The 17,083-nt window shown below is 74.3% G+C and carries 18 protein-coding genes and 1 pseudogene; 11 read left to right on the forward strand and 8 right to left on the reverse strand.

Annotated features, from left to right (window positions below):
- Positions 1-360 precede the first annotated feature (360 nt).
- Both OG774_RS27165 and OG774_RS27170 read right to left on the reverse strand, forming a co-directional pair.
- Positions 361-810, reverse strand: a pseudogene (locus OG774_RS27165) (DUF1003 domain-containing protein); the annotation flags it as partial.
- A complete protein-coding gene (locus tag OG774_RS27170) occupies positions 803-2,065 on the reverse strand; it encodes a magnesium transporter MgtE N-terminal domain-containing protein (protein ID WP_328311174.1) in 1,263 nt (420 codons plus the stop codon). The gene OG774_RS27170 and the pseudogene OG774_RS27165, both read right to left, overlap by 8 nt.
- 158 nt (positions 2,066-2,223) lie before the next feature.
- Between OG774_RS27170 and OG774_RS27175 the strand changes: the two genes are divergently transcribed.
- The 3 genes from OG774_RS27175 to OG774_RS27185 all read left to right on the forward strand — a co-directional run bounded on the left by OG774_RS27175 (position 2,224) and on the right by OG774_RS27185 (position 5,143).
- Positions 2,224-3,183 carry an HpcH/HpaI aldolase/citrate lyase family protein gene (locus tag OG774_RS27175; protein ID WP_328305446.1) on the forward strand — a complete coding sequence of 320 codons (960 nt, stop codon included), beginning with the start codon at positions 2,224-2,226 and terminating at the stop codon, positions 3,181-3,183.
- Positions 3,184-3,306: 123 nt separating this feature from the next.
- A complete protein-coding gene (locus OG774_RS27180; protein WP_328305447.1) occupies positions 3,307-4,500 on the forward strand; it encodes an acyl-CoA dehydrogenase family protein in 1,194 nt (397 codons plus the stop codon).
- A 124-nt stretch (positions 4,501-4,624) separates the two neighbouring features.
- Positions 4,625-5,143 carry a general stress protein gene (locus OG774_RS27185; protein ID WP_274188206.1) on the forward strand — a complete coding sequence of 173 codons (519 nt, stop codon included), beginning with the start codon at positions 4,625-4,627 and terminating at the stop codon, positions 5,141-5,143.
- A gap of 13 nt (positions 5,144-5,156) precedes the next feature.
- On the opposite strand, the gene OG774_RS27190 is transcribed toward OG774_RS27185, so the two are convergent.
- Complete coding sequence (locus OG774_RS27190) at positions 5,157-6,272, reverse strand: magnesium and cobalt transport protein CorA (protein ID WP_328305448.1); 1,116 nt, start codon at positions 6,270-6,272, stop codon at positions 5,157-5,159.
- A 296-nt stretch (positions 6,273-6,568) separates the two neighbouring features.
- On the opposite strand from OG774_RS27190, the gene OG774_RS27195 reads away from it, so the two are divergent.
- On the forward strand, positions 6,569-7,084 hold the full coding sequence (locus OG774_RS27195) for a MaoC family dehydratase (protein WP_328305449.1): 516 nt from the start codon (positions 6,569-6,571) through the stop codon (positions 7,082-7,084).
- Here the strand turns inward: OG774_RS27195 and OG774_RS27200 are convergent.
- Positions 7,081-7,542, reverse strand: a complete 462-nt coding sequence (locus tag OG774_RS27200; protein WP_328311176.1) for an NUDIX hydrolase — start codon at positions 7,540-7,542, stop codon at positions 7,081-7,083. The genes OG774_RS27195 and OG774_RS27200 overlap by 4 nt on opposite strands.
- 109 nt (positions 7,543-7,651) lie before the next feature.
- Here OG774_RS27200 and OG774_RS27205 point away from each other — a divergent pair, with 109 nt between their 5' ends.
- Genes OG774_RS27205 through OG774_RS27225 form a run of 5 tightly spaced genes read left to right on the forward strand, consistent with a single transcriptional unit; the run spans position 7,652 to position 10,684 of the window.
- On the forward strand, positions 7,652-7,810 hold the full coding sequence (locus OG774_RS27205) for a hypothetical protein (RefSeq protein ID WP_274188210.1): 159 nt from the start codon (positions 7,652-7,654) through the stop codon (positions 7,808-7,810).
- Between the two features lie 14 nt (positions 7,811-7,824).
- Positions 7,825-8,376 (forward strand): PH domain-containing protein, encoded by a 552-nt coding sequence (locus OG774_RS27210; protein ID WP_328305450.1) that lies wholly within the window; start codon positions 7,825-7,827, stop codon positions 8,374-8,376.
- A gap of 33 nt (positions 8,377-8,409) precedes the next feature.
- Entirely contained in the window at positions 8,410-9,297 is an 888-nt protein-coding gene (locus OG774_RS27215; protein WP_328305451.1) for a PHP domain-containing protein, read from the forward strand.
- Between the two features lie 11 nt (positions 9,298-9,308).
- On the forward strand, positions 9,309-10,163 hold the full coding sequence (locus tag OG774_RS27220; protein ID WP_328305452.1) for a RecB family exonuclease: 855 nt from the start codon (positions 9,309-9,311) through the stop codon (positions 10,161-10,163).
- Complete coding sequence (locus OG774_RS27225; RefSeq protein WP_328305453.1) at positions 10,160-10,684, forward strand: hypothetical protein; 525 nt, start codon at positions 10,160-10,162, stop codon at positions 10,682-10,684. The genes OG774_RS27220 and OG774_RS27225 overlap by 4 nt, the downstream gene beginning before the upstream one ends.
- Position 10,685: 1 nt before the next feature.
- Here the strand turns inward: OG774_RS27225 and OG774_RS27230 are convergent, their stop codons facing one another.
- The 4 genes from OG774_RS27230 to OG774_RS27245 form a co-directional block, all read right to left on the reverse strand.
- The gene (locus OG774_RS27230; RefSeq protein WP_328305454.1) at positions 10,686-11,516 is read right to left on the reverse strand and encodes an oxygenase MpaB family protein; all 831 of its coding nucleotides are present in this window, start codon (positions 11,514-11,516) and stop codon (positions 10,686-10,688) included.
- Positions 11,516-12,511 carry an alpha/beta fold hydrolase gene (locus OG774_RS27235; protein WP_328305456.1) on the reverse strand — a complete coding sequence of 332 codons (996 nt, stop codon included), beginning with the start codon at positions 12,509-12,511 and terminating at the stop codon, positions 11,516-11,518. Before OG774_RS27235 ends, OG774_RS27230 begins: the two co-directional genes overlap by 1 nt.
- Before the next feature lie 74 nt (positions 12,512-12,585).
- Positions 12,586-13,938 carry an Rv3212 family protein gene (locus OG774_RS27240; protein WP_442873917.1) on the reverse strand — a complete coding sequence of 451 codons (1,353 nt, stop codon included), beginning with the start codon at positions 13,936-13,938 and terminating at the stop codon, positions 12,586-12,588.
- Between the two features lie 12 nt (positions 13,939-13,950).
- Positions 13,951-15,705 (reverse strand): DEAD/DEAH box helicase, encoded by a 1,755-nt coding sequence (locus tag OG774_RS27245; protein WP_442874015.1) that lies wholly within the window; start codon positions 15,703-15,705, stop codon positions 13,951-13,953.
- Between the two features lie 302 nt (positions 15,706-16,007).
- On the opposite strand from OG774_RS27245, the gene OG774_RS27250 reads away from it, so the two are divergent.
- Together OG774_RS27250 and OG774_RS27255 are read left to right on the forward strand one after the other, a co-directional pair.
- Positions 16,008-16,745: a ferritin-like fold-containing protein gene (locus OG774_RS27250; protein WP_328305459.1), complete on the forward strand. Its 738-nt coding sequence runs from the start codon at positions 16,008-16,010 to the stop codon at positions 16,743-16,745.
- 70 nt (positions 16,746-16,815) lie between these two features.
- A complete protein-coding gene (locus OG774_RS27255) occupies positions 16,816-17,046 on the forward strand; it encodes a DUF3107 domain-containing protein (protein WP_328311179.1) in 231 nt (76 codons plus the stop codon).
- The last annotated feature ends 37 nt before the right edge of the window (positions 17,047-17,083 follow it).

Genomic DNA, 17,083 nt, shown 5'->3' on the forward strand with positions numbered 1-17,083 from the left:
GGGAGTGCCCTGCGTCGGGACCGGGGGCGGAGGCTGCGCCGGGCTCTCTCGAGCGCGCCCAGCCCCCGTCGGCTCACCGCCATGCTACGTGCCGGTCCGGCCCGTGTTGTCCGGCCCGGACGCGTCGCACGTCACTGCCGGGTCACCGGGCCGTCACCGGCCGTTGCTGTGCGGCCCGCCGTCGGTGGTCGATGCCGGTTCCCCGGCCCGATCCGACGTCCGCTCCAGGGCCCGCACGAGCGCCTGCTCGACGACGGTGCCCAGCTGCCGGTCGACGGCCCGGTCGACGGCCTTCGTGACCGCCTTCTCCAGGGCCTTGTCGCTCTTGCCGCCCCGGTCGTCGCGCCCGTCCCGGCCGCCGCGCGCCTGCTCGAGCTCACCGCGCAGGTAGTCGCGGGTGACGACCTCGCCGAGCTGCAGGCGCATCGACGCCAGCTCGCGGGCCAGGTACTCGGTCTCGGCGGAGAGCCGGCCCGCCCGCGTGCGGTCCTCCTCGAGGGAGACGCGGTCGCGGTCGTCCTGGCGGTTCTGCGCCAGCAGGATCAGCGGCGCGGCGTACGCGGCCTGGGTGGAGAACGCGAGGTTGAGCAGGATGAACGGGTAGGGATCCCACTGCAGGCTGATCGCGAAGACGTTCAGCGTGATCCAGATCAGCACGATCACCGACTGCCACAGCAGGAACGTCCCGGTGCCGAGGAACCGGGCGAGGCGCTCCGCGACCTTGGCGAACCACTCCGCGTCCACGCCGAGGCGCAGGCGGCGCGTGCCGGCGGGCTGGTCGAGGCGCCGGCGGGTGCTGGGCTCAGGCATGGCCACCACCCCGCGCGGCCGGCTCCGGGTCGGGGTGCGACCGCCAGTCCTCGGGGAGCAGGTGGTCCAGGACGTCGTCGACGGTCACCGCGCCGACCAGGTGTCCCGCCTCGTCGATGACGGGCCCGCAGACGAGGTTGTACGTCGCGAAGTAGCGGGTCACCTCGGCCAGCGACGCCTCGGGCCCGAGCCGGGTGAGCTCGGAGTCGAGCACGCCCGCGACCAGGTCCGACGGCGCCTCGCGCAGCAGGCGCTGGGCGTGCACGCAGCCCAGGTAGCGGCCGGTGGGGGTGGCCGACGGCGGCCGGGCGACGAACACCATCGAGGCCAGCGCCGGGGTGATGTCGGGGTTGCGGACGTGGGCGAGCGCCTCGGCGATCGTCGCCCCGGGCGCGAGCACGATCGGCTCCGGTGTCATGAGGCCGCCTGCGGTGTTCGACGAGTACGTCAGCAGGCGCCGGACCGGCTCGGACTCCTCGGGCTCCATGAGGCCGAGGAGCTCCTCGGACTCGGCGCCGGGCAGGTCGGCGAGCAGGTCGGCGGCGTCGTCGGGGTCCATCTCCTCGAGGACGTCGGCGGCGCGGTCGGTGGTGAGGTGGCGCAGGAGGTCCTGCTGCTCGGAGGACGGCAGCTCCTCGAGCACGTCGGCCAGGCGGTCGTCGCCGAGGCCGTCGGCGACGTCGTGGCGGCGCCGCTGCGGGAGGTCCATCAGCGCGTGGGCGATGTCGGCGGGGCGCATGTCCTCGAACGTGGCCAGCAGCTGCTCGGTGCCCTGCCCGGACTCCGAGAGCGACAGCCCCGACACCGCGGCCCAGGGCAGCACCTGCACCGGCCCCCGCCGTCCGAGCCGTCCGACGAGCTCGCGCACCGCCAGGCGCGTGACCAGCCAGTCGCGGCTGCGCTGGTGCTCCATGAGGACGTCGACGACCTGGGCGTCGGCGTCGTGGTCGACCACGCGGACGCGGGCGTCGAGCATCTCGCCGACGACGAGCACCTCGTTGGGGCGCTGGGCGAACGCGCGGAGGTTGACCTGCCCGGTGGCCAGCGTGACCGCGGCGGCGTCGACGGTGGTGACCCGCAGCATCGGCACGAAGATGCGGCGCCGCGACGCGACGCCGACGACCAGCCCGAGCACGCGCGGCGGCCGCGGACCCACGGCCACCGCGCACACCGCGTCGCGCACCCGGCCGATCCGTTCGCCGTCCGGTCCGAGGACGGGCAGCCCGACCATGCGGGCGACGAACACCCTGCCCATGGCGGTAGTCACCGGAGCAGGCTAACCGTCGGGACCTGCGGCGGGCTGTATCGAGTCGGATCCGCACACGGGTGAGAGGGTCGCCACCTCGGCCGATGCTGCGCCGACGCGCGTGTCAGCATCGGCGCCGGTCACGTGGACATGGAGGTCAGCTACTCGTGAGTGTCGAGAACCGCCCCCGCCGGTCGTGTCTGGCGGTGCCCGGGTCGAGCCAGAAGTTCATCGACAAGGCCCGGACCCTGCCGGCCGACCAGATCTTCCTGGACCTCGAGGACGCCTGCGCACCGCTGGCGAAGCCCGAGGCCCGCAAGACGATCGTGGCCGCGCTCAACGAGGGCGGCTGGGAGGGCAAGACGCGCGTCGTACGCGTCAACGACTGGACCACCGAGTGGACCTACCGCGACGTCACCGAGGTCGTGGAGGGCGCCGGGGCCAACCTCGACGCGATCATGCTGCCGAAGGTGCAGAACGCCGAGCAGGTCCACGCGCTGGACTTCCTGCTCACCCAGATCGAGAAGACCATGGGCTACGAGGTCGGCAGGATCGGCATCGAGGCCCAGATCGAGAACGCGATGGGTCTGACCAACGTCAACGCCATCGCCGCCGCGTCGCCGCGCAACGAGACCATCATCTTCGGCCCGGCCGACTTCATGGCCTCGATCAACATGAAGTCGCTGGTGGTCGGCGAGCAGCCCCCCGGCTACGACGTGGGCGACGCCTACCACTACATCCTCATGCAGATCCTCATGGCGGCCCGTGCCTACGACCTGCAGGCCATCGACGGCCCGTACCTGCAGATCCGCGATGTCGACGGCTTCCGCCGCGTCGCCGGCCGGTCGGCCGCCCTGGGCTTCGACGGCAAGTGGGTGCTGCACCCCGGCCAGATCGACGCCGCGAACGAGGTCTACTCGCCCGACCAGGACGACTACGACCACGCCGAGAACATCCTCGACGCCTACGAGTACTTCACCTCCGAGGCCGGCGGGAAGAAGGGCTCGGCGATGATCGGCGACGAGATGATCGACGAGGCGTCCCGCAAGATGGCCCTCGTCATCGCGGGCAAGGGTCGCGCCGCCGGGATGACCCGCGGCGAGCGCTGGACGCCGCCGGAGTCGTGAGCCGTCGCCCGCGTTCTCGCGCGAAGGGCACCTTCAGCCGGATAGAGCGGCGAGAGGCGCCCTTCGCCGGGACGGATCGACGGCATACTGGTCGGTAACTTCTACTCAGCAGGAGCACCACGCATGGCACGCCTCGCCCAGACCGCCGGTCTCACCGATGTGCAGCAGGAGATCCTGTCCACCGTCCGCGACTTCGTGGACAAGGAGATCATCCCGCACGCGCAGCAGCTCGAGCACGACGACGTCTACCCGCAGGACATCGTCGACGGGATGAAGGAGATGGGCCTGTTCGGGCTCATGATCCCGGAGGAGTACGACGGTCTGGGCGAGTCGCTGCTGACCTACGCGCTCGTCGTCGAGCAGATCGCCCGCGGGTGGATGAGCGTCTCGGGCGTCATCAACACCCACTTCATCGTCGCCTACATGCTGCGCCAGCACGGCACCGCGGAGCAGAAGGCGCACTACCTGCCGAAGATGGCGACCGGCGAGATCACCGGCTCGTTCTCGATGTCCGAGCCCGACCTCGGCTCCGACGTCGCCGCGATCAAGACCAGCGCGAAGGTCGACGGGGACGACTACGTCGTCAACGGCGCCAAGATGTGGCTGACCAACGGCGGCTCGTCGAACCTCACCGCGGTGCTGGTCAAGACCGACGAGGGCGCCGAGAAGCCCTACCAGAACCTGACGACGCTGCTGGTGGACAAGCCCCGCGGCTTCGGCACGGTCGCCGAGGGCCTCTCGATCCCCGGCAAGATCGACAAGATGGGCTACAAGGGCGTCGACACCACCGAGATGGTGTTCGACGGCCACCGCATCCCGCAGAGCCAGGTGCTGGGCAACGCGCCCGGCAAGGGCTTCGCGCAGATGATGGACGGCGTCGAGGTCGGCCGCGTCAACGTCGCCGCCCGCGCCTGCGGCATCGCGATCCGCGCCTTCGAGCTGGGCATCGAGTACGCCCAGCAGCGCTCGACGTTCGGCAAGCCGATCGCCCAGCACCAGGCGATCGCGTTCAAGCTCGCCGAGATGGCCACCAAGGTCGAGGCCGCGCACCACATGATGGTCAACGCCGCGAGCCTCAAGGACCGCGGCGAGCGCAACGACGTCGAGGCCGGCATGGCCAAGATGCTCGCCTCCGAGTACTGCAAGGAGGTCACCGAGGAGTCGTTCCGCATCCACGGCGGCTACGGCTACTCGAAGGAGTACGAGATCGAGCGCCTCATGCGCGAGGCACCGTTCCTGCTCATCGGCGAGGGCACCTCGGAGATCCAGAAGACGATCATCAGCCGCGGCCTGCTCAAGGACTACAAGCTGCGCTGATCACCTTCGCTGCACCGATCGGCGGTACCGTTTCGCGTCACAGTGCAACCGGCCCGGGCACTCCCCGGCCGGGTGCACCGTTGACACGTCAGAAGGCCGTCAGAAGGACAGCGAGGGAAGAGTCGTGACTGCGCCGTTCACCGGGAACCGCCCCGGCGCCCAGCCCGGGCTGCCGAACCTCCCCGAGCCGCCGTCGGGCTGGCCCGTGGGCTCCTACGCCAAGTACGAGGAGGCCCAGCGCGCCGTCGACCACCTGGCGGACAACGAGTTCCCCGTCGCCGACGTGACCATCGTCGGCGTCGACCTCATGCTCGTCGAGCGGGTCATCGGCCGGCTGACCTGGGGCCGCGTGCTGCTCACCGGCGCCGCGTCCGGCGCCTGGCTGGGTCTGTTCGTCGGCCTGGTGCTCTCGCTGCTCGCGCCCGTCGGCAGCGGGTTCGGGTCGATCCTCACCGGCCTCGTCATCGGCATCATCTTCGGCGTCGTGTCCGGGGCGATCACCTACGGCGCCTCGCGGGGCAGGCGGGACTTCACCTCGCAGAGCCAGATCGTGGCCGGGCGCTACGACGTCCTCTGCCAGCCCCGCAACGCCGAGAAGGCCCGGGACATGCTGAGCAAGCTGGCGCTGGGCACCGACACCTGATCGTCGGCCGAGCTCACAGCCAGCGGTTGCGGCGGAACGTCCGCCAGAGCACCGCGCAGATGGTCAGGATCACGAGGATCACCGCCGGGTAGCCGAACTCCCAGTGCAGCTCGGGCATGTAGTCGAAGTTCATGCCGTAGATGCCGGCGAGCATCGTCGGGACCGCGAGCAGGGCGGCGTAGGCGGTGATCTTGCGCATGTCGTTGTTCTGACGCAGCGTGATCTTCGCGAGCACCGCGTCGACGAGGGTCGTGAGCAGCTCGTCGAACGACGCCACGCGCTCGGCCACCGTCGCGAGGTGGTCGTCGACGTCGCGGAAGTAGCTGCGGACCTCCGACGGCACGAGGGGCGAGTAGCCCTCGGTGAGCCGGCGCACGGGCGTCACGAGCGGGCCGACGGCGCGGCGCAGCTCGAGGACCTCGCGCTTCATCAGGTAGATCTGCTCCGCGCCGACATCGCTGTACGGCGCGAAGACCTCGGCCTCCATCGTGTCGATGTCGCCCTCGACGCTCTGGGAGACGTCGAGGTAGGCGTCGACGATGTGGTCCGCGATCGCGTGCAGCACGACCGCCGGGCCCTGGGCGAGGTGCTCGGGGTCGGACTCGAGCTGGTGCCGGACGCGGCGCAGACCGGAGTGCTGGCCGTGGCGGACGGTGACCACGAAGTCGCGGCCCAGGAAGACCATCAGCTCGCCCGACTCGACGATCTCGTTGGCCGTCGTCGGCGACGCGTGCGCGACGTAGCGCATGGTCTTGAACACCGAGAACAACATGTCGTCCCCGCCGCCCGGCGTCCCGCTGAAGCGCTCGATCTTCGGGCGCTGGTGCGCGTGCACCGCGTCCTCGACGGCGAGCGGGTGCAGCCCGAAGACCTCGGCGATGTCGGTGATCTGCTCGGCGTCGGGCTCGTGCAGGCCGATCCAGACGAAGCCCTCCTCGCGGCGGCGGACCTCCGCGATCGCCTCGCGGTGGGTCCACCGGCCGGCGAGCCGCTTGCCGTCGACGTACACCGCGCAGTCGACGACGAAGGCGGACAGGGGCACGTGCGGCACCCGCGGGTCCTGGGTGCGGGGACGGCCGGGGCGGATCACGCGGGAACCGGCGTTGCGCAGCGTGGGCAGGCTGGGCATGGGGACCTCCGGGGACCGGACGGTGTGGAGACGGGGGCTACGGGCGGATGAGCCACCGCGTCCCTCCCCGGCCGAGCCGCGCCGGTCAGCGCGCGGCGGGCGTCCGGGAGGAGACGCGGCCCGTACTGGGCGGAAGGTCCGACCTCGAGTCGTCCACGTCTCACCTCCCTCGCCTCGCACGACACCATGTCGGTCGATCCGTCATCCTAACGGCCGCCACATGCGGCGTCGGACGGCGGACTCTCCCGTCGCCCGTCCGACACCGCCATGACCACAGACGTTCAGGAGGCGGATTCGTGCAGTTCGGTCGGTACTTCGAGGAGTTCGAGGTCGGTGCGACCTACAAGCACTGGCCCGGCAAGACGGTCACCGAGTACGACGACCACCTGTTCTGCCTGATCACGATGAACCACCACCCGCTGCACCTGGACAACCACTACGCGTCCGGGACCCAGCAGGGCCGCAACGTCGTCGTCGGCAACTACGTCTACTCGTTGCTGCTGGGGATGTCGGTGCCCGACGTGTCGGGCAAGGCGATCGCCAACCTCGAGGTCGAGTCGCTGCGCCACGTCAAGCCGGTCTTCCACGGCGACACGATCTACGGCGAGTCGACGGTGCTGGACAAGAAGGAGTCGTCGTCGAAGAACGACCGCGGCATCGTCCAGGTCGAGACGATCGGCTACAACCAGGACGGCGTGGTGGTCTGCATCTACCGCCGCAAGGTCATGGTGCCCAAGCGCCCGGCCGCCGAGGGCACGGACGACGCCTTCGAAGCGGAGCAGCCCCGCCGCCCGGTCCCGCAGCGCGACTAGCTGGCCTGGGGCGGCAGGCAGTCCCACCCGCGCAGCGCGGCCGTGAGCCCGGTGACGAGCTCCCCGGCCGCGTCGAGCGCGTCGTAGGCGGCGCCGTCGACCCAGCGCGCGTCGGCGGCGTCGTCGCCGGCGCGCGGGGTCGCGGCCGGGTCGCGCGGGCGGCAGCGCAGGTCGTGGATCGCGAAGACCCGGCCGTCGGGCGCGGGCCGGCGCACACGGCCGACCTCCTCGCCCACCTCGACGTCGAGCCCCGTCTCCTCGGCGACCTCGCGGCGGGTGGCCTCGGACACCGTCTCGCCGGGCTCGACCCTGCCGCCCGGCAGCGACCACCGGCCGGCCTCGGGCGGGTGGCCACGGCGGATCAGGAGGAGCCGTCCGGCGGCGTCGGTGACGATGCCGCCGACGCAGAGGACCTCGTCCGGGGACGACGCGCCGGGCACCGACCCCGGGTCACGCATCGTCACAGGAGTTCACCCTAGTATCACCCGTGACCCGATGGCCGTCCGCGCCCGGACCGGCCCATACTGCCGACGCACGACCGTCGACCGAGCACCGCGAGGGAACCTGGTGAACGCGAAGAAGATCGGCATTATCGTGGGTGTCGCGTTCGCCCTCTTCTTCGTCATCTCGCAGCCGCAGAATTCCGCCGACCTCGTGCTGAACATCCTCACTATCCTGGGTGACGCGGCCGCCTCCGTGGTCGCGTTCATCCAAGCGTTGTTCTAGGTCCGGAGGCCGTCGTGCTGGCACCCCGCGAGGTCGACGAGTACGTCCTGCCGACCGAACGGCGGGTGATCCGCTTCCGGCGCCACTGGGCGGTCATCGTCGGCGAGGTGCTGCAGGCCGTCGTCCTGTTCGTCCTGCTCGCGCTCGGCGCCGCGTTCCTCCCGCAGAACGTCGTGCTGGACAACCTGTTCTGGTACGGCGCGCTGCTCGTGCTGCTGAAGTCGAGCTACAAGGTCAGCGAGTGGTGGGTGGAGAAGGTCGTCGTCACCGACAAGCGGGTGATGCTCACCAAGGGGATCTTCACCCACAACGTCGGCATGATGCCGCTGACGAAGGTCACCGACCTCAGCTTCATCCGCACGTTCAACGGGCGCCTGCTCGGCTACGGGACGATGGTCATCGAGTCGGCAGGCCAGATCCAGGCGCTCAACCAGATCCACTACCTGCCCGACCCCGAAGAGGTCTACGAGGCCATCTCCGAGCTGGTGTTCGGCGACAAGCGCCAGACCCGCTCGTACACCCTCCCGGGGTCGGGGTTCGGTGGGGCGCGGGGCCGCCGGCGCTGATACTGGCGTCGTGATCCCTATCGGCGTGCTGCTTTGATTGACCTCCACACCCACTCCACGGTCTCCGACGGCACCGAGACCCCCACCGAGCTGGTGGCGACGGCCGCCGCCGCGGGCGTCACGGTGCTGGCGCTGACCGACCACGACACCACCGCCGGCTGGGCCGAGGCCGCCACCGCGAGGCCGTCGGGCATGACGCTGGTGCGCGGCGCGGAGTTCTCCACCGTGAGCCCGGACGGGCGGGGCGGGGAGGTCACCGCCCACCTGCTGGGCTACCTGTTCGACCCCGAGGACGCCACGGTCGTCGCGGAGCAGGAGCGGGTGCGGAACTCGCGACGCGACCGCCTCCGGGCGATGGGGGAGCGGATGGCCGCGGGCGGGCTGCCGATCGACGGCGAGGCGCTGCTCGCGCGCCTGCCCGCCGACTCGCCCGCCGGCCGGCCGCACATCGGGCAGGCGCTGGTCGAGGCCGGGGTCGTGGGCTCGGTCTCCGAGGCGTTCCGGGAACTCCTGCGCAAGGGCGGCCCGTACTACGTCGAGAAGTACAACACCCCGATCGCCGAGGCCGTCGCGATGATCCGCGCCGCGGGGGGCGTGGCGGTGTTCGCGCACCCGTTCGCGCGCAGGCGCGGGGACGTCGTGGAGGCCTCCGTGCTCCGCGACCTGGCCCGCGAGGGGCTCGACGGCGTCGAGGTCGACCACCCCGACCACGCCGACGACGACCGCGCGACCCTGCGCGAGGTGGCCGCGGAGACGGGCCTGCTGGTCACCGGCTCGAGCGACTACCACGGGACGAACAAGACGACGCCGATCGCGGTGGAGACGACCGCGCCGGCCGTGTTCGAGGCCCTCGTGGTACGGGCGTCGGCCCGCGCGACGGGCGTCGAGGTCCTCGCGGACGGAGGAGTCGCCGCCACCTAGGGTGGACGGTGATGAGCATGCAGCTGGGTCTGGAGGGCATGCCCGCCCGCCTGGTGCGCGTGACCCCGTCGCGCCTCGCCACCTGGGAGGACTGCCGGCGGCGGTACCGCCTGACCTACCTGGACCGTCCCCCGCTCCCGCGCGGGGGTCCCCGGGCGGCGAGCACGCTCGGCGCCGTCGTGCACAACGCCCTGCAGGCGGTGTACGGCACGACGCCCGCCCGGCGCAGCCCCGCCCGGGCGGCGGCCGAGGTCGATCGGCAGTGGTCGTCCGAGGGGTTCCGCGACGACGCCCAGGCCGCCACCCACCGCGAGCGCGCCCGCACGTGGGTCGCCGACTACGTCGAGCGCCACGCCGTCACCGGCGCCCCGGAGCCGATGGGGGAGACCGTCGGCCTCGAGCGCTGGCTCAGCGCGCCGGTCGGGGCGATGGTGGCCGAGGGCCGGGCGGACCGCCTGGACGAGCGCGAGGGCGACGTCGTCGTCGTCGACTACAAGACGGGACGTCGGATCCCCGACGCCGATGACGCCCGCCGGTCGCCGGCGCTGGCCCTCTACGCGCTCGCCGCCCGCCGGGCCCTGCGGCGCCCGTGCCACCGCGTCGAGCTGCACCACCTGCCCAGCAAGACCGTCGCGGGCGTCGACCACGACGAGGAGTCCCTGGCCGCGCACCGCGCCCGCGCCGAGGCCGGGGCCGTCGCGCTCGGCGCCGCCGCCGACGCCCTCGACGAGGACCCGCGTCTCGCCGAGAGCCTCTTCCCGCCCGCACCGGGTCCCCGCTGCAGCTCCTGCGACGTGCGCCGCCACTGCCCCGAGGGCCGCGCCGCCGCCCCGGCCGAGCCGGCGTGGGCGGGGCTCGCGCCGTGAGCCGCGCCGCCGCGCCCGAGCCGGACCCCGACGACGCCTGGGGCCCCTGGCGCCCCACGCCGCCTCAGGGATGGGCCCCGCAGGACGACTCCACCCCGCCGCACGGGGGCACCCCGGCCGGGCGGACGCCGGGTCGCGGCGCGCCCCGACCCCGCCCGACCGGGCGCCCCACCCCGCCGTCGGGGTTCCCCGGCACCGGGGGCTTCCCCACCAGTGGCATGCCCCGCGCCTACCGCCGCGACCGGCTCGCCCGGCCCCGCCGTCGCCTCGTGGCCGTCGCCCGGGTCCTCGCGGGCGGTCTCGTGGTGCTCGCGATCGCGGTCATCGCCGCGCCGTACCTTCTCGGCGGCCCGGGAGCGGGCACCGACACCGTCGCCGGGCACGTCGTCGCCGCCGTGCTCGCGATCGGCGCCACGGCCGTCGCCGCCCACCGGCGCACGCCGTCCGGGCCCGCCCTCGCCGCCGCGGCGGCGGTCCCGGTGATCCTCCTGGTGGTGCTGTCCACCTCCTGGTGGGCCTGACTCAGGACGCCTCGGAGAGTGCCTCGCGCTCGCGGGCCAGCGCCTCGCGCGCGACCGGCCCGCGGCGCCAGTCCTCGGGCAGGGCGAGGACGGCGGTGCGCAGGGCGCGCAGCGTCAGCGTCGCCGCGAGGTCGGTGGTCGGCAGGGTGGGGACGCCGTGCAGGCTGCGCGCCCAGCGCGGCTGGAGGGCGAAGCCGAGGGCCGCGAGCGCGGTCCAGGCCGGGCGGGCCGGGGTGGTCAGCGTCGTGCGCAGCGACATCGGCGGCACCAGCAGGCGCAGCGCGGCCGCGCGGCTGGTGGACGACGCGACCAGGTCGGTGCGGCGGACGTCGGCGACGTAGTCGGCCACGTCCGCGCAGCTCGCGGGGACGTCGACGGCTCCGAGCAGCTGCGCCGCGACGACCTGCTCGCGGTAGTACTCGTCGGCCTCGGCGTCGCTGATCGGGGCGCCGGCGCGGCGCACCGCCTCGAGGAACGAGCTGACCTCGGTGACGTGCACCCAGCGCAGCAGGTCGGGATCGCCCGCGGCGTAGGGGCGGCCGGTGACCGGGTCGGTGCCCCGGACCCACTCGTGCGCGGCGCGCACGCGGGCGGCGGCGCCGTCCACCTTCGCGCGGTCGGCGAACGTCACCGTCATGACGTACTCCGCGGTGCGCTGCAGCCGCGGCCAGAAGGCGTCGTGGAAGTCGGAGTGCTGCTCGACCCCTGCCATCGCGAGCGGGTGCAGGGCCTGCATGAACAGCGACGAGATGCCGCCGGGGCCCGCGGCGGGGTCGGCGAGCACGCGCCAGGTGACGCTGCCGGGACCGAAGTAGCCGTCGTCGGAGCGCACTACCCGAGCATGTCGTCCCGCAGCCAGGTGCGCCATGTGGGGACGAGGACGTCGAGCAGGGCGGTCGGGTTCTCGACGTTCGGGGCGTGCGCCGCGTGGGGGATGCTCGCGAACTCGGCCTCGAGGCGGTCGGCCATCGTGCGCTGCATGCTCACCGGCCAGGCGTCGTCGTCGACCCCGCAGACGATCAGGCACGGCACCCGCCGGGCGCGGACGGCGGCGACGAGCTCGGCGGTGCGGTCGGGCTCGGAGCGCAGCGCGTCGCCCATGCCGAGCAGCCCGGCGACCGCCGAGCGGCGCAGGCGCTCGCGCAGCAGGGCCACGACCTCGGGGTCGGTCGACGACCATTCACCCGACGCGTCGCGCAGCGCCACGACCGCGTCGATGCCGCGGCGGCGCAGGACGGGCTCGAGGACGTCGAGCTGGGTGCGCCGCCCGCCCATCGGCAGCTCGCCGGGCCCGGAGTCCATGAGGGTCAGGCCGTGCACGGGCGCCCCGGCCAGCACGGACGCCCGCGCGACGAGCCCGCCGAAGGAGTGCCCGAGCAGCAGCACCCGTCGCCCGGCCGCGGCCTCGTCGGCGACGACCCCGGCCACCACCGGGCCGAGCGCTCCCGGGCGGTAGTCGGCCTCGGTCTCGGGGCCGGGCGACTCGTACTGGCCCGGCAGGTCGAGGGCCAGCACCCCGATCCCGGCCGCGGCGATCGCGTCGACCAGGGGCGCGAAGTCCTCCTTCGAGCCCGAGTACCCGGGCAGCAGCACGGCCGTCGCGGGCGGGCCCTCGACCGCGGCGGCCTCGTCGGCGTCGGCGCGCCAGGCCGTCAGGGGGCCGAGGGCGGAGTCGACGGTGATCGTGCGGGCCCCGTGCGGGTGGCGCTGGGCCCTCCCGCGGACGGGGGGCAGGGCCGGGGAGGCATCGGGCGGGCGGCCCGGCGCGACCCGGTCCGCCGCGGCGCCGACCGGCCGGGCGGTGTCAGGGGTCTCGGGGCGGCCCACCCACGTCACTCTGCCGCATCCGGCGCCGGTCCGGGGCGTGTCGGCGACCCCATCGGGCCCGCCCGTCCGGCCCCTCAGCCCGGCGGGCGCAGCGCGACGACCGTGGAGCCGCGCAGCTCGACCAGCGTGGTGCCCGTGGCTGCCACCGCGACCGGGCTGCCGGCCGGCAGGCGGCGCGCGACGGGGATCGTCGGGCCGCGCGGCGCGCCGGTGGCCGCGTCCAGCACGGCCAGACCGTCGGGGACGGGCACGAGGGCGACGGCGCCCGGGGCGCTGCCCGGCCAGGCCGCGCCCGCACCGAGCGCCCCGGGCACGGTCCACCGCGGACGCAGGTCCCCGGCGTCGAGCGCGACCGTGGCGGTGCCGGTCCACCAGAGCAGCACCGGCCCGACGGGACGGACGGTCGCGGCCAGGTCCGGCGGGTCGGTGGTCGGCCCCGCGGCAGGGCCCAGTACGTCGACCGTGCCGGCGAGGTCGGCGGTGTCGGGCGAGGTGCCGACGACGTGCAGGGTGCCGCCCGGGGCGGCCCAGGCGGCGCGCTGGTCGGTGAGCGCGACGAGCCGGGCGCCGCGCACGCCGAGCAGCGTGCTGGAGCGCTCCTCGGGCTTCTCGGAGCTGGAGGGGTCGGCGTCGACCACGGTCAGGCGGTCGGAGTCGTCGCCGGGACAGCGCTGGATCATGCCGACGGTGCCGCCGCCGACGGCGATCGAGCCGTTGGTGCACCCGGCCCGCGGCTGGGCGTCGGGGGGCTGCACCGGCGTCGCGACGCGGCCGACCTCGGTGGTCAGCACCAGATCCGAGCGCCAGGTCTCGACGTGGTCGGCGCCCGTGCCGGTGACGTGGTCGCGGTCGGCGAGCAGGCGGGTGCCCTCGCGCAGGTCGGCGTTGCGGGACGGCCCACGCGACCCGTTCGCCGGATCGAGGGCGGCGACGTCGGAGCACCAGGTGCCCAGCGCGCCGTCGGTACGGAAGACCGCGAGCACGTCGCCGAAGCCCGACCCCACGGTGCAGGGCGCCTCGGGGCGGGAGTAGCGCCAGGCCTCGCGGCCCGTGGCCGGGTCGAGGCCTGCGACGCCGTCCGGGCCCGCGGTGACGACGGCCGGACCGATGGCCAGCGGTGCCGGGGTCGCCGGGCTCTCGGCACGCCACGCCTCGGTGAGCGTGGTCGGCACCGGCCCGTCGGGCGACGGCGCGAGCGGCACCGGGGCCACCCGGGCGTCGGTGTCCCCGGCGTCGCCGGAGGCCAGGACGAGCAGCGTGCCGACGACGGCCGCGACCGCCAGGAACGCGACGGCCACCAGGTCGCCGCGACGCCGCCGCTCGGGCGGGGGCAGCCGGCGTCGACCGGGCGGGTCCTGTGGATCCGCCCGGTCGGCCGTGGGGCCGGATGCCGGCCCTGACGTCCGCGACGACGTCGGCGAGCTCACCGCGCGCCGGGCCTACTCGCTGGTGGCGGCGGCGGACGCCGACTCGTTCGCGGTCTCCTCGGCGCCCGGGCCGCCACCGGAGCGGGAGCCGGAGCCCCGGCCGCCGCGACGGCGCCGGCGGCGCGGACGGTCCCCGTCCGACGCCTCCTCGGTGCGCTCGGAGACGGCGTCGCCGGCGGCGCCGCCGTCGGTGCCGGTGTCGGAGGCGTCCTCGGCCGGGGTCTCGCCCTCGGACCCCGCGACGACCTCGCCGGCACGGCGGCGGGTGCGCGACCGCGAGCGGCGCCCGCCCCGCCCGGGTCCCTGCTCCTCGCTGCCCTCGGCGTCCTCGCCGGTGCCGCGGCTGGCGTCGCCGCCCTCACCGCCGCGGGGACGCCCGCGCGACCGGCCTGCGGAACGCTCGCGCCCGCCGGCGCTCTCGCGTGTCTCACGCTTCGGGCCGTCCTCGGCCTCCTCCTCGGCGGGGCGGCGACGACGGGCGACGCGCCCGGTCGCCCCCTCGGGGATGCCCATGTCGGCGTAGAGGTGCGGCGAGTTCGAGTACGTCTCCGGCGGCTCGGGCGCGCCGAGCGCCAGGTCGTCCGAGATGAGCTTCCACTTGGGGAGGTCGTCCCAGTCGACGAGCGTCACGGCGATGCCCGTGAGGCCCGCGCGGCCGGTGCGCCCGATCCGGTGGATGTAGGTCTTGGCGTCGTCCGGGCACTGGTAGTTGATGACGTGCGTGACGCCGGTGACGTCGATGCCGCGCGCGGCGACGTCGGTGCAGACCAGCACGTTGATCCGGCCGTCGCGGAACGCCTTGAGCGCGTGCTCGCGGGCGCCCTGGCCGAGGTCGCCGTGGACGGCGCCGACGGCGAAGCCGCGCTCGGCGAGCTCCTCGGAGACCTTGCTCGCGGTGCGCTTGGTGCGCGTGAACACCATCGTCGGACCGCGGTCGGTGGCCTGCAGCGTGCGGGCCAGCATCTCGACCTTGTCGAGCGCGTGGGCGCGGTAGACGAACTGCGCGGTCTTCTCGCCGATGGCCGACGAGTCGACCTGCTCGGCGCGGATGTGCGTCGGCTGCGTCAGGAACGTGCGCGACAGCGTGATGATCGGCCCCGGCATGGTGGCCGAGAACAGCATCGTCTGGCGCTGGTCGGGCAGCATGCCGAGGATGCGCTCGACGTCGGGCAGGAAGCCCAGGTCGAGCATCTCGTCGGCCTCGTCGAGGACCAGGCCGCCGATCTTCGCCAGCACGAGGTGTCCCTGCTGGGCGAGGTCGAGCAGGCGTCCGGGGGTGCCCACCACCAGGTCGACGCCGCGCTGCAGCGCCGCGATCTGGCTCTCGTAGGGGCGCCCGCCGTAGATCGAGAGGACGCGCGTGCCGAGGTCCGCGCCCGCGGCCTCGATGTCCTTGGCGACCTGCACGCACAGCTCACGGGTGGGGACGACCACCAGGACGCGCGGCGTGCCGTCCTCGGTGGGGCGGCCGAAGCGCTGCAGCAGCGGGACGCCGAAGCCGAGGGTCTTGCCGGTGCCGGTGCGCGCCTGGCCGATGAGGTCGTCGCCGGCGAGCGCCAGCGGCAGCGTCAGCTCCTGGATGGCGAACGTGCGCACGATCCCGGCACGGCCGAGGGCCGCGACGATCGCGGGGTCGACGCCGAGCTCGGCGAAGGTGGGGGAGTCCTCGGCGACGGGGGCGTCGGCCTTGAGCGGCTCGACGGCCGGCTCCTCGTCGGCGCCGTGGCCTTCGGACTCGGATCGGGTGTCGGTCGTGACGGTGGTCAGGGGTCTGCCTTCCTCGCGGCTCGTGCGCACGAGGCGGGCCGGCTGGCTCGACCACGTCGGGGCGGCGACGGTGCACGGGGTGGTGCACGGGCCCGCTCCATCGTCGGAGCGTGACCCCACGTCACCGGACGCGGGAGAGCCGGCTGAGGCGCCCGCACGCTCGGGTACGTTCCGCGGGACATGACGGCGACCGGGAGGTCGGCGACGGTGCGTGCCACCGCGGGACGCACCCATGCTACCCGCCGCCCCGGGAGGCCCGCGCCACCGCCGGTCCCGGGCACCGGGCCCTAGGGTGGAGCGCCGTGACCGAGCCCGAGCGCGGCCGCCCCGCCACCACCGCCACGGGGGCTGCCGACAGCACCCCCGGCGGTGCTCCCGGGAGCACCGCCGCCGCCCCACCCGTCGACCTGCTCGGAGCCGTCGCGTACGGCGCGCTGACCGCCTTCACCCGCCTCGCGGCCGACGCCGCGCTCGCCCCCGACCTCACCGGGCGCGCCGAGATGGCCGCCCTCGCGGCCGCGGAGATGGCGCACGTCGAGCGCGTGCGCGCCCACCTGACCGACCGGGGCGTGGACCTCGTCGCGGCCATGGCGCCGTTCGCGGCCGTCCTCGACGCCTTCGCGGCCCGGACCGTCCCGCGGAACTGGGGCGAGGCCCTCGTCGGCGCCTACGTGAGCCGCACGCTGGCCGTCGACCTGGTCGCCGCGACGGGCGCGGTCCCCGACGACGCGGAGGGGGGCGACGAGGCCGTCGCGGAGCTCCTGCGCGGCCCGGACGCCGGCCGCGAGGCCGCGGGCGAGAGCGGGTTCGACGCGTTCGCGGAGCGCGCCGTCGTCGACCTCGTCGCCGACGAGCAGACCCGCGGCCACCTGGCCCTGTGGGGCCGCCGGCTGTTGGGGGAGACCCTCGCCGCGGCCGCCGAGGTGCTCGACGCGCACCCGGAGGCGGCGACGGCGCTGCTCGGCGGGACGTCGCGCCGGGTGGTGTTCAAGGCGCTCAAGACACGCCACTCGAAGCGGCTGCACGCGCTCGGGCTGTAGGACCCGGCCCCCGGGGCGCCGGTGGACTAGCCTCGCGCGGGCACCAATGACGTCCGAGGTGGAGGAACGCGTGGAGGTCAAGATCGGCGTGGCGGAGAGCCCGCGCGAGCTGGTGGTCGCGAGCGACCAGACGCCCGACGAGGTGCAGGGGCTCGTCGACGAGGCGCTCGCCTCGAGCGGCGGCACCCTCGTGCTCTCCGACGACAAGGGCCGCCGGTACGTCATCCCCGCGGCCCGGATCGCCTACGTGGAGATCGCGCCGTCGGAGGGCCGTCGCGTGGGCTTCGGTGTAGGGAGCTAGTCCGGGGGTCGTCGGGGCGCCGGGTCGCCGGTGCCCC

The sequence above is a fragment of the Actinomycetospora sp. NBC_00405 genome (assembly GCF_036044095.1).
Taxonomy (GTDB): Bacteria; Actinomycetota; Actinomycetes; order Mycobacteriales; family Pseudonocardiaceae; genus Actinomycetospora; species Actinomycetospora callitridis.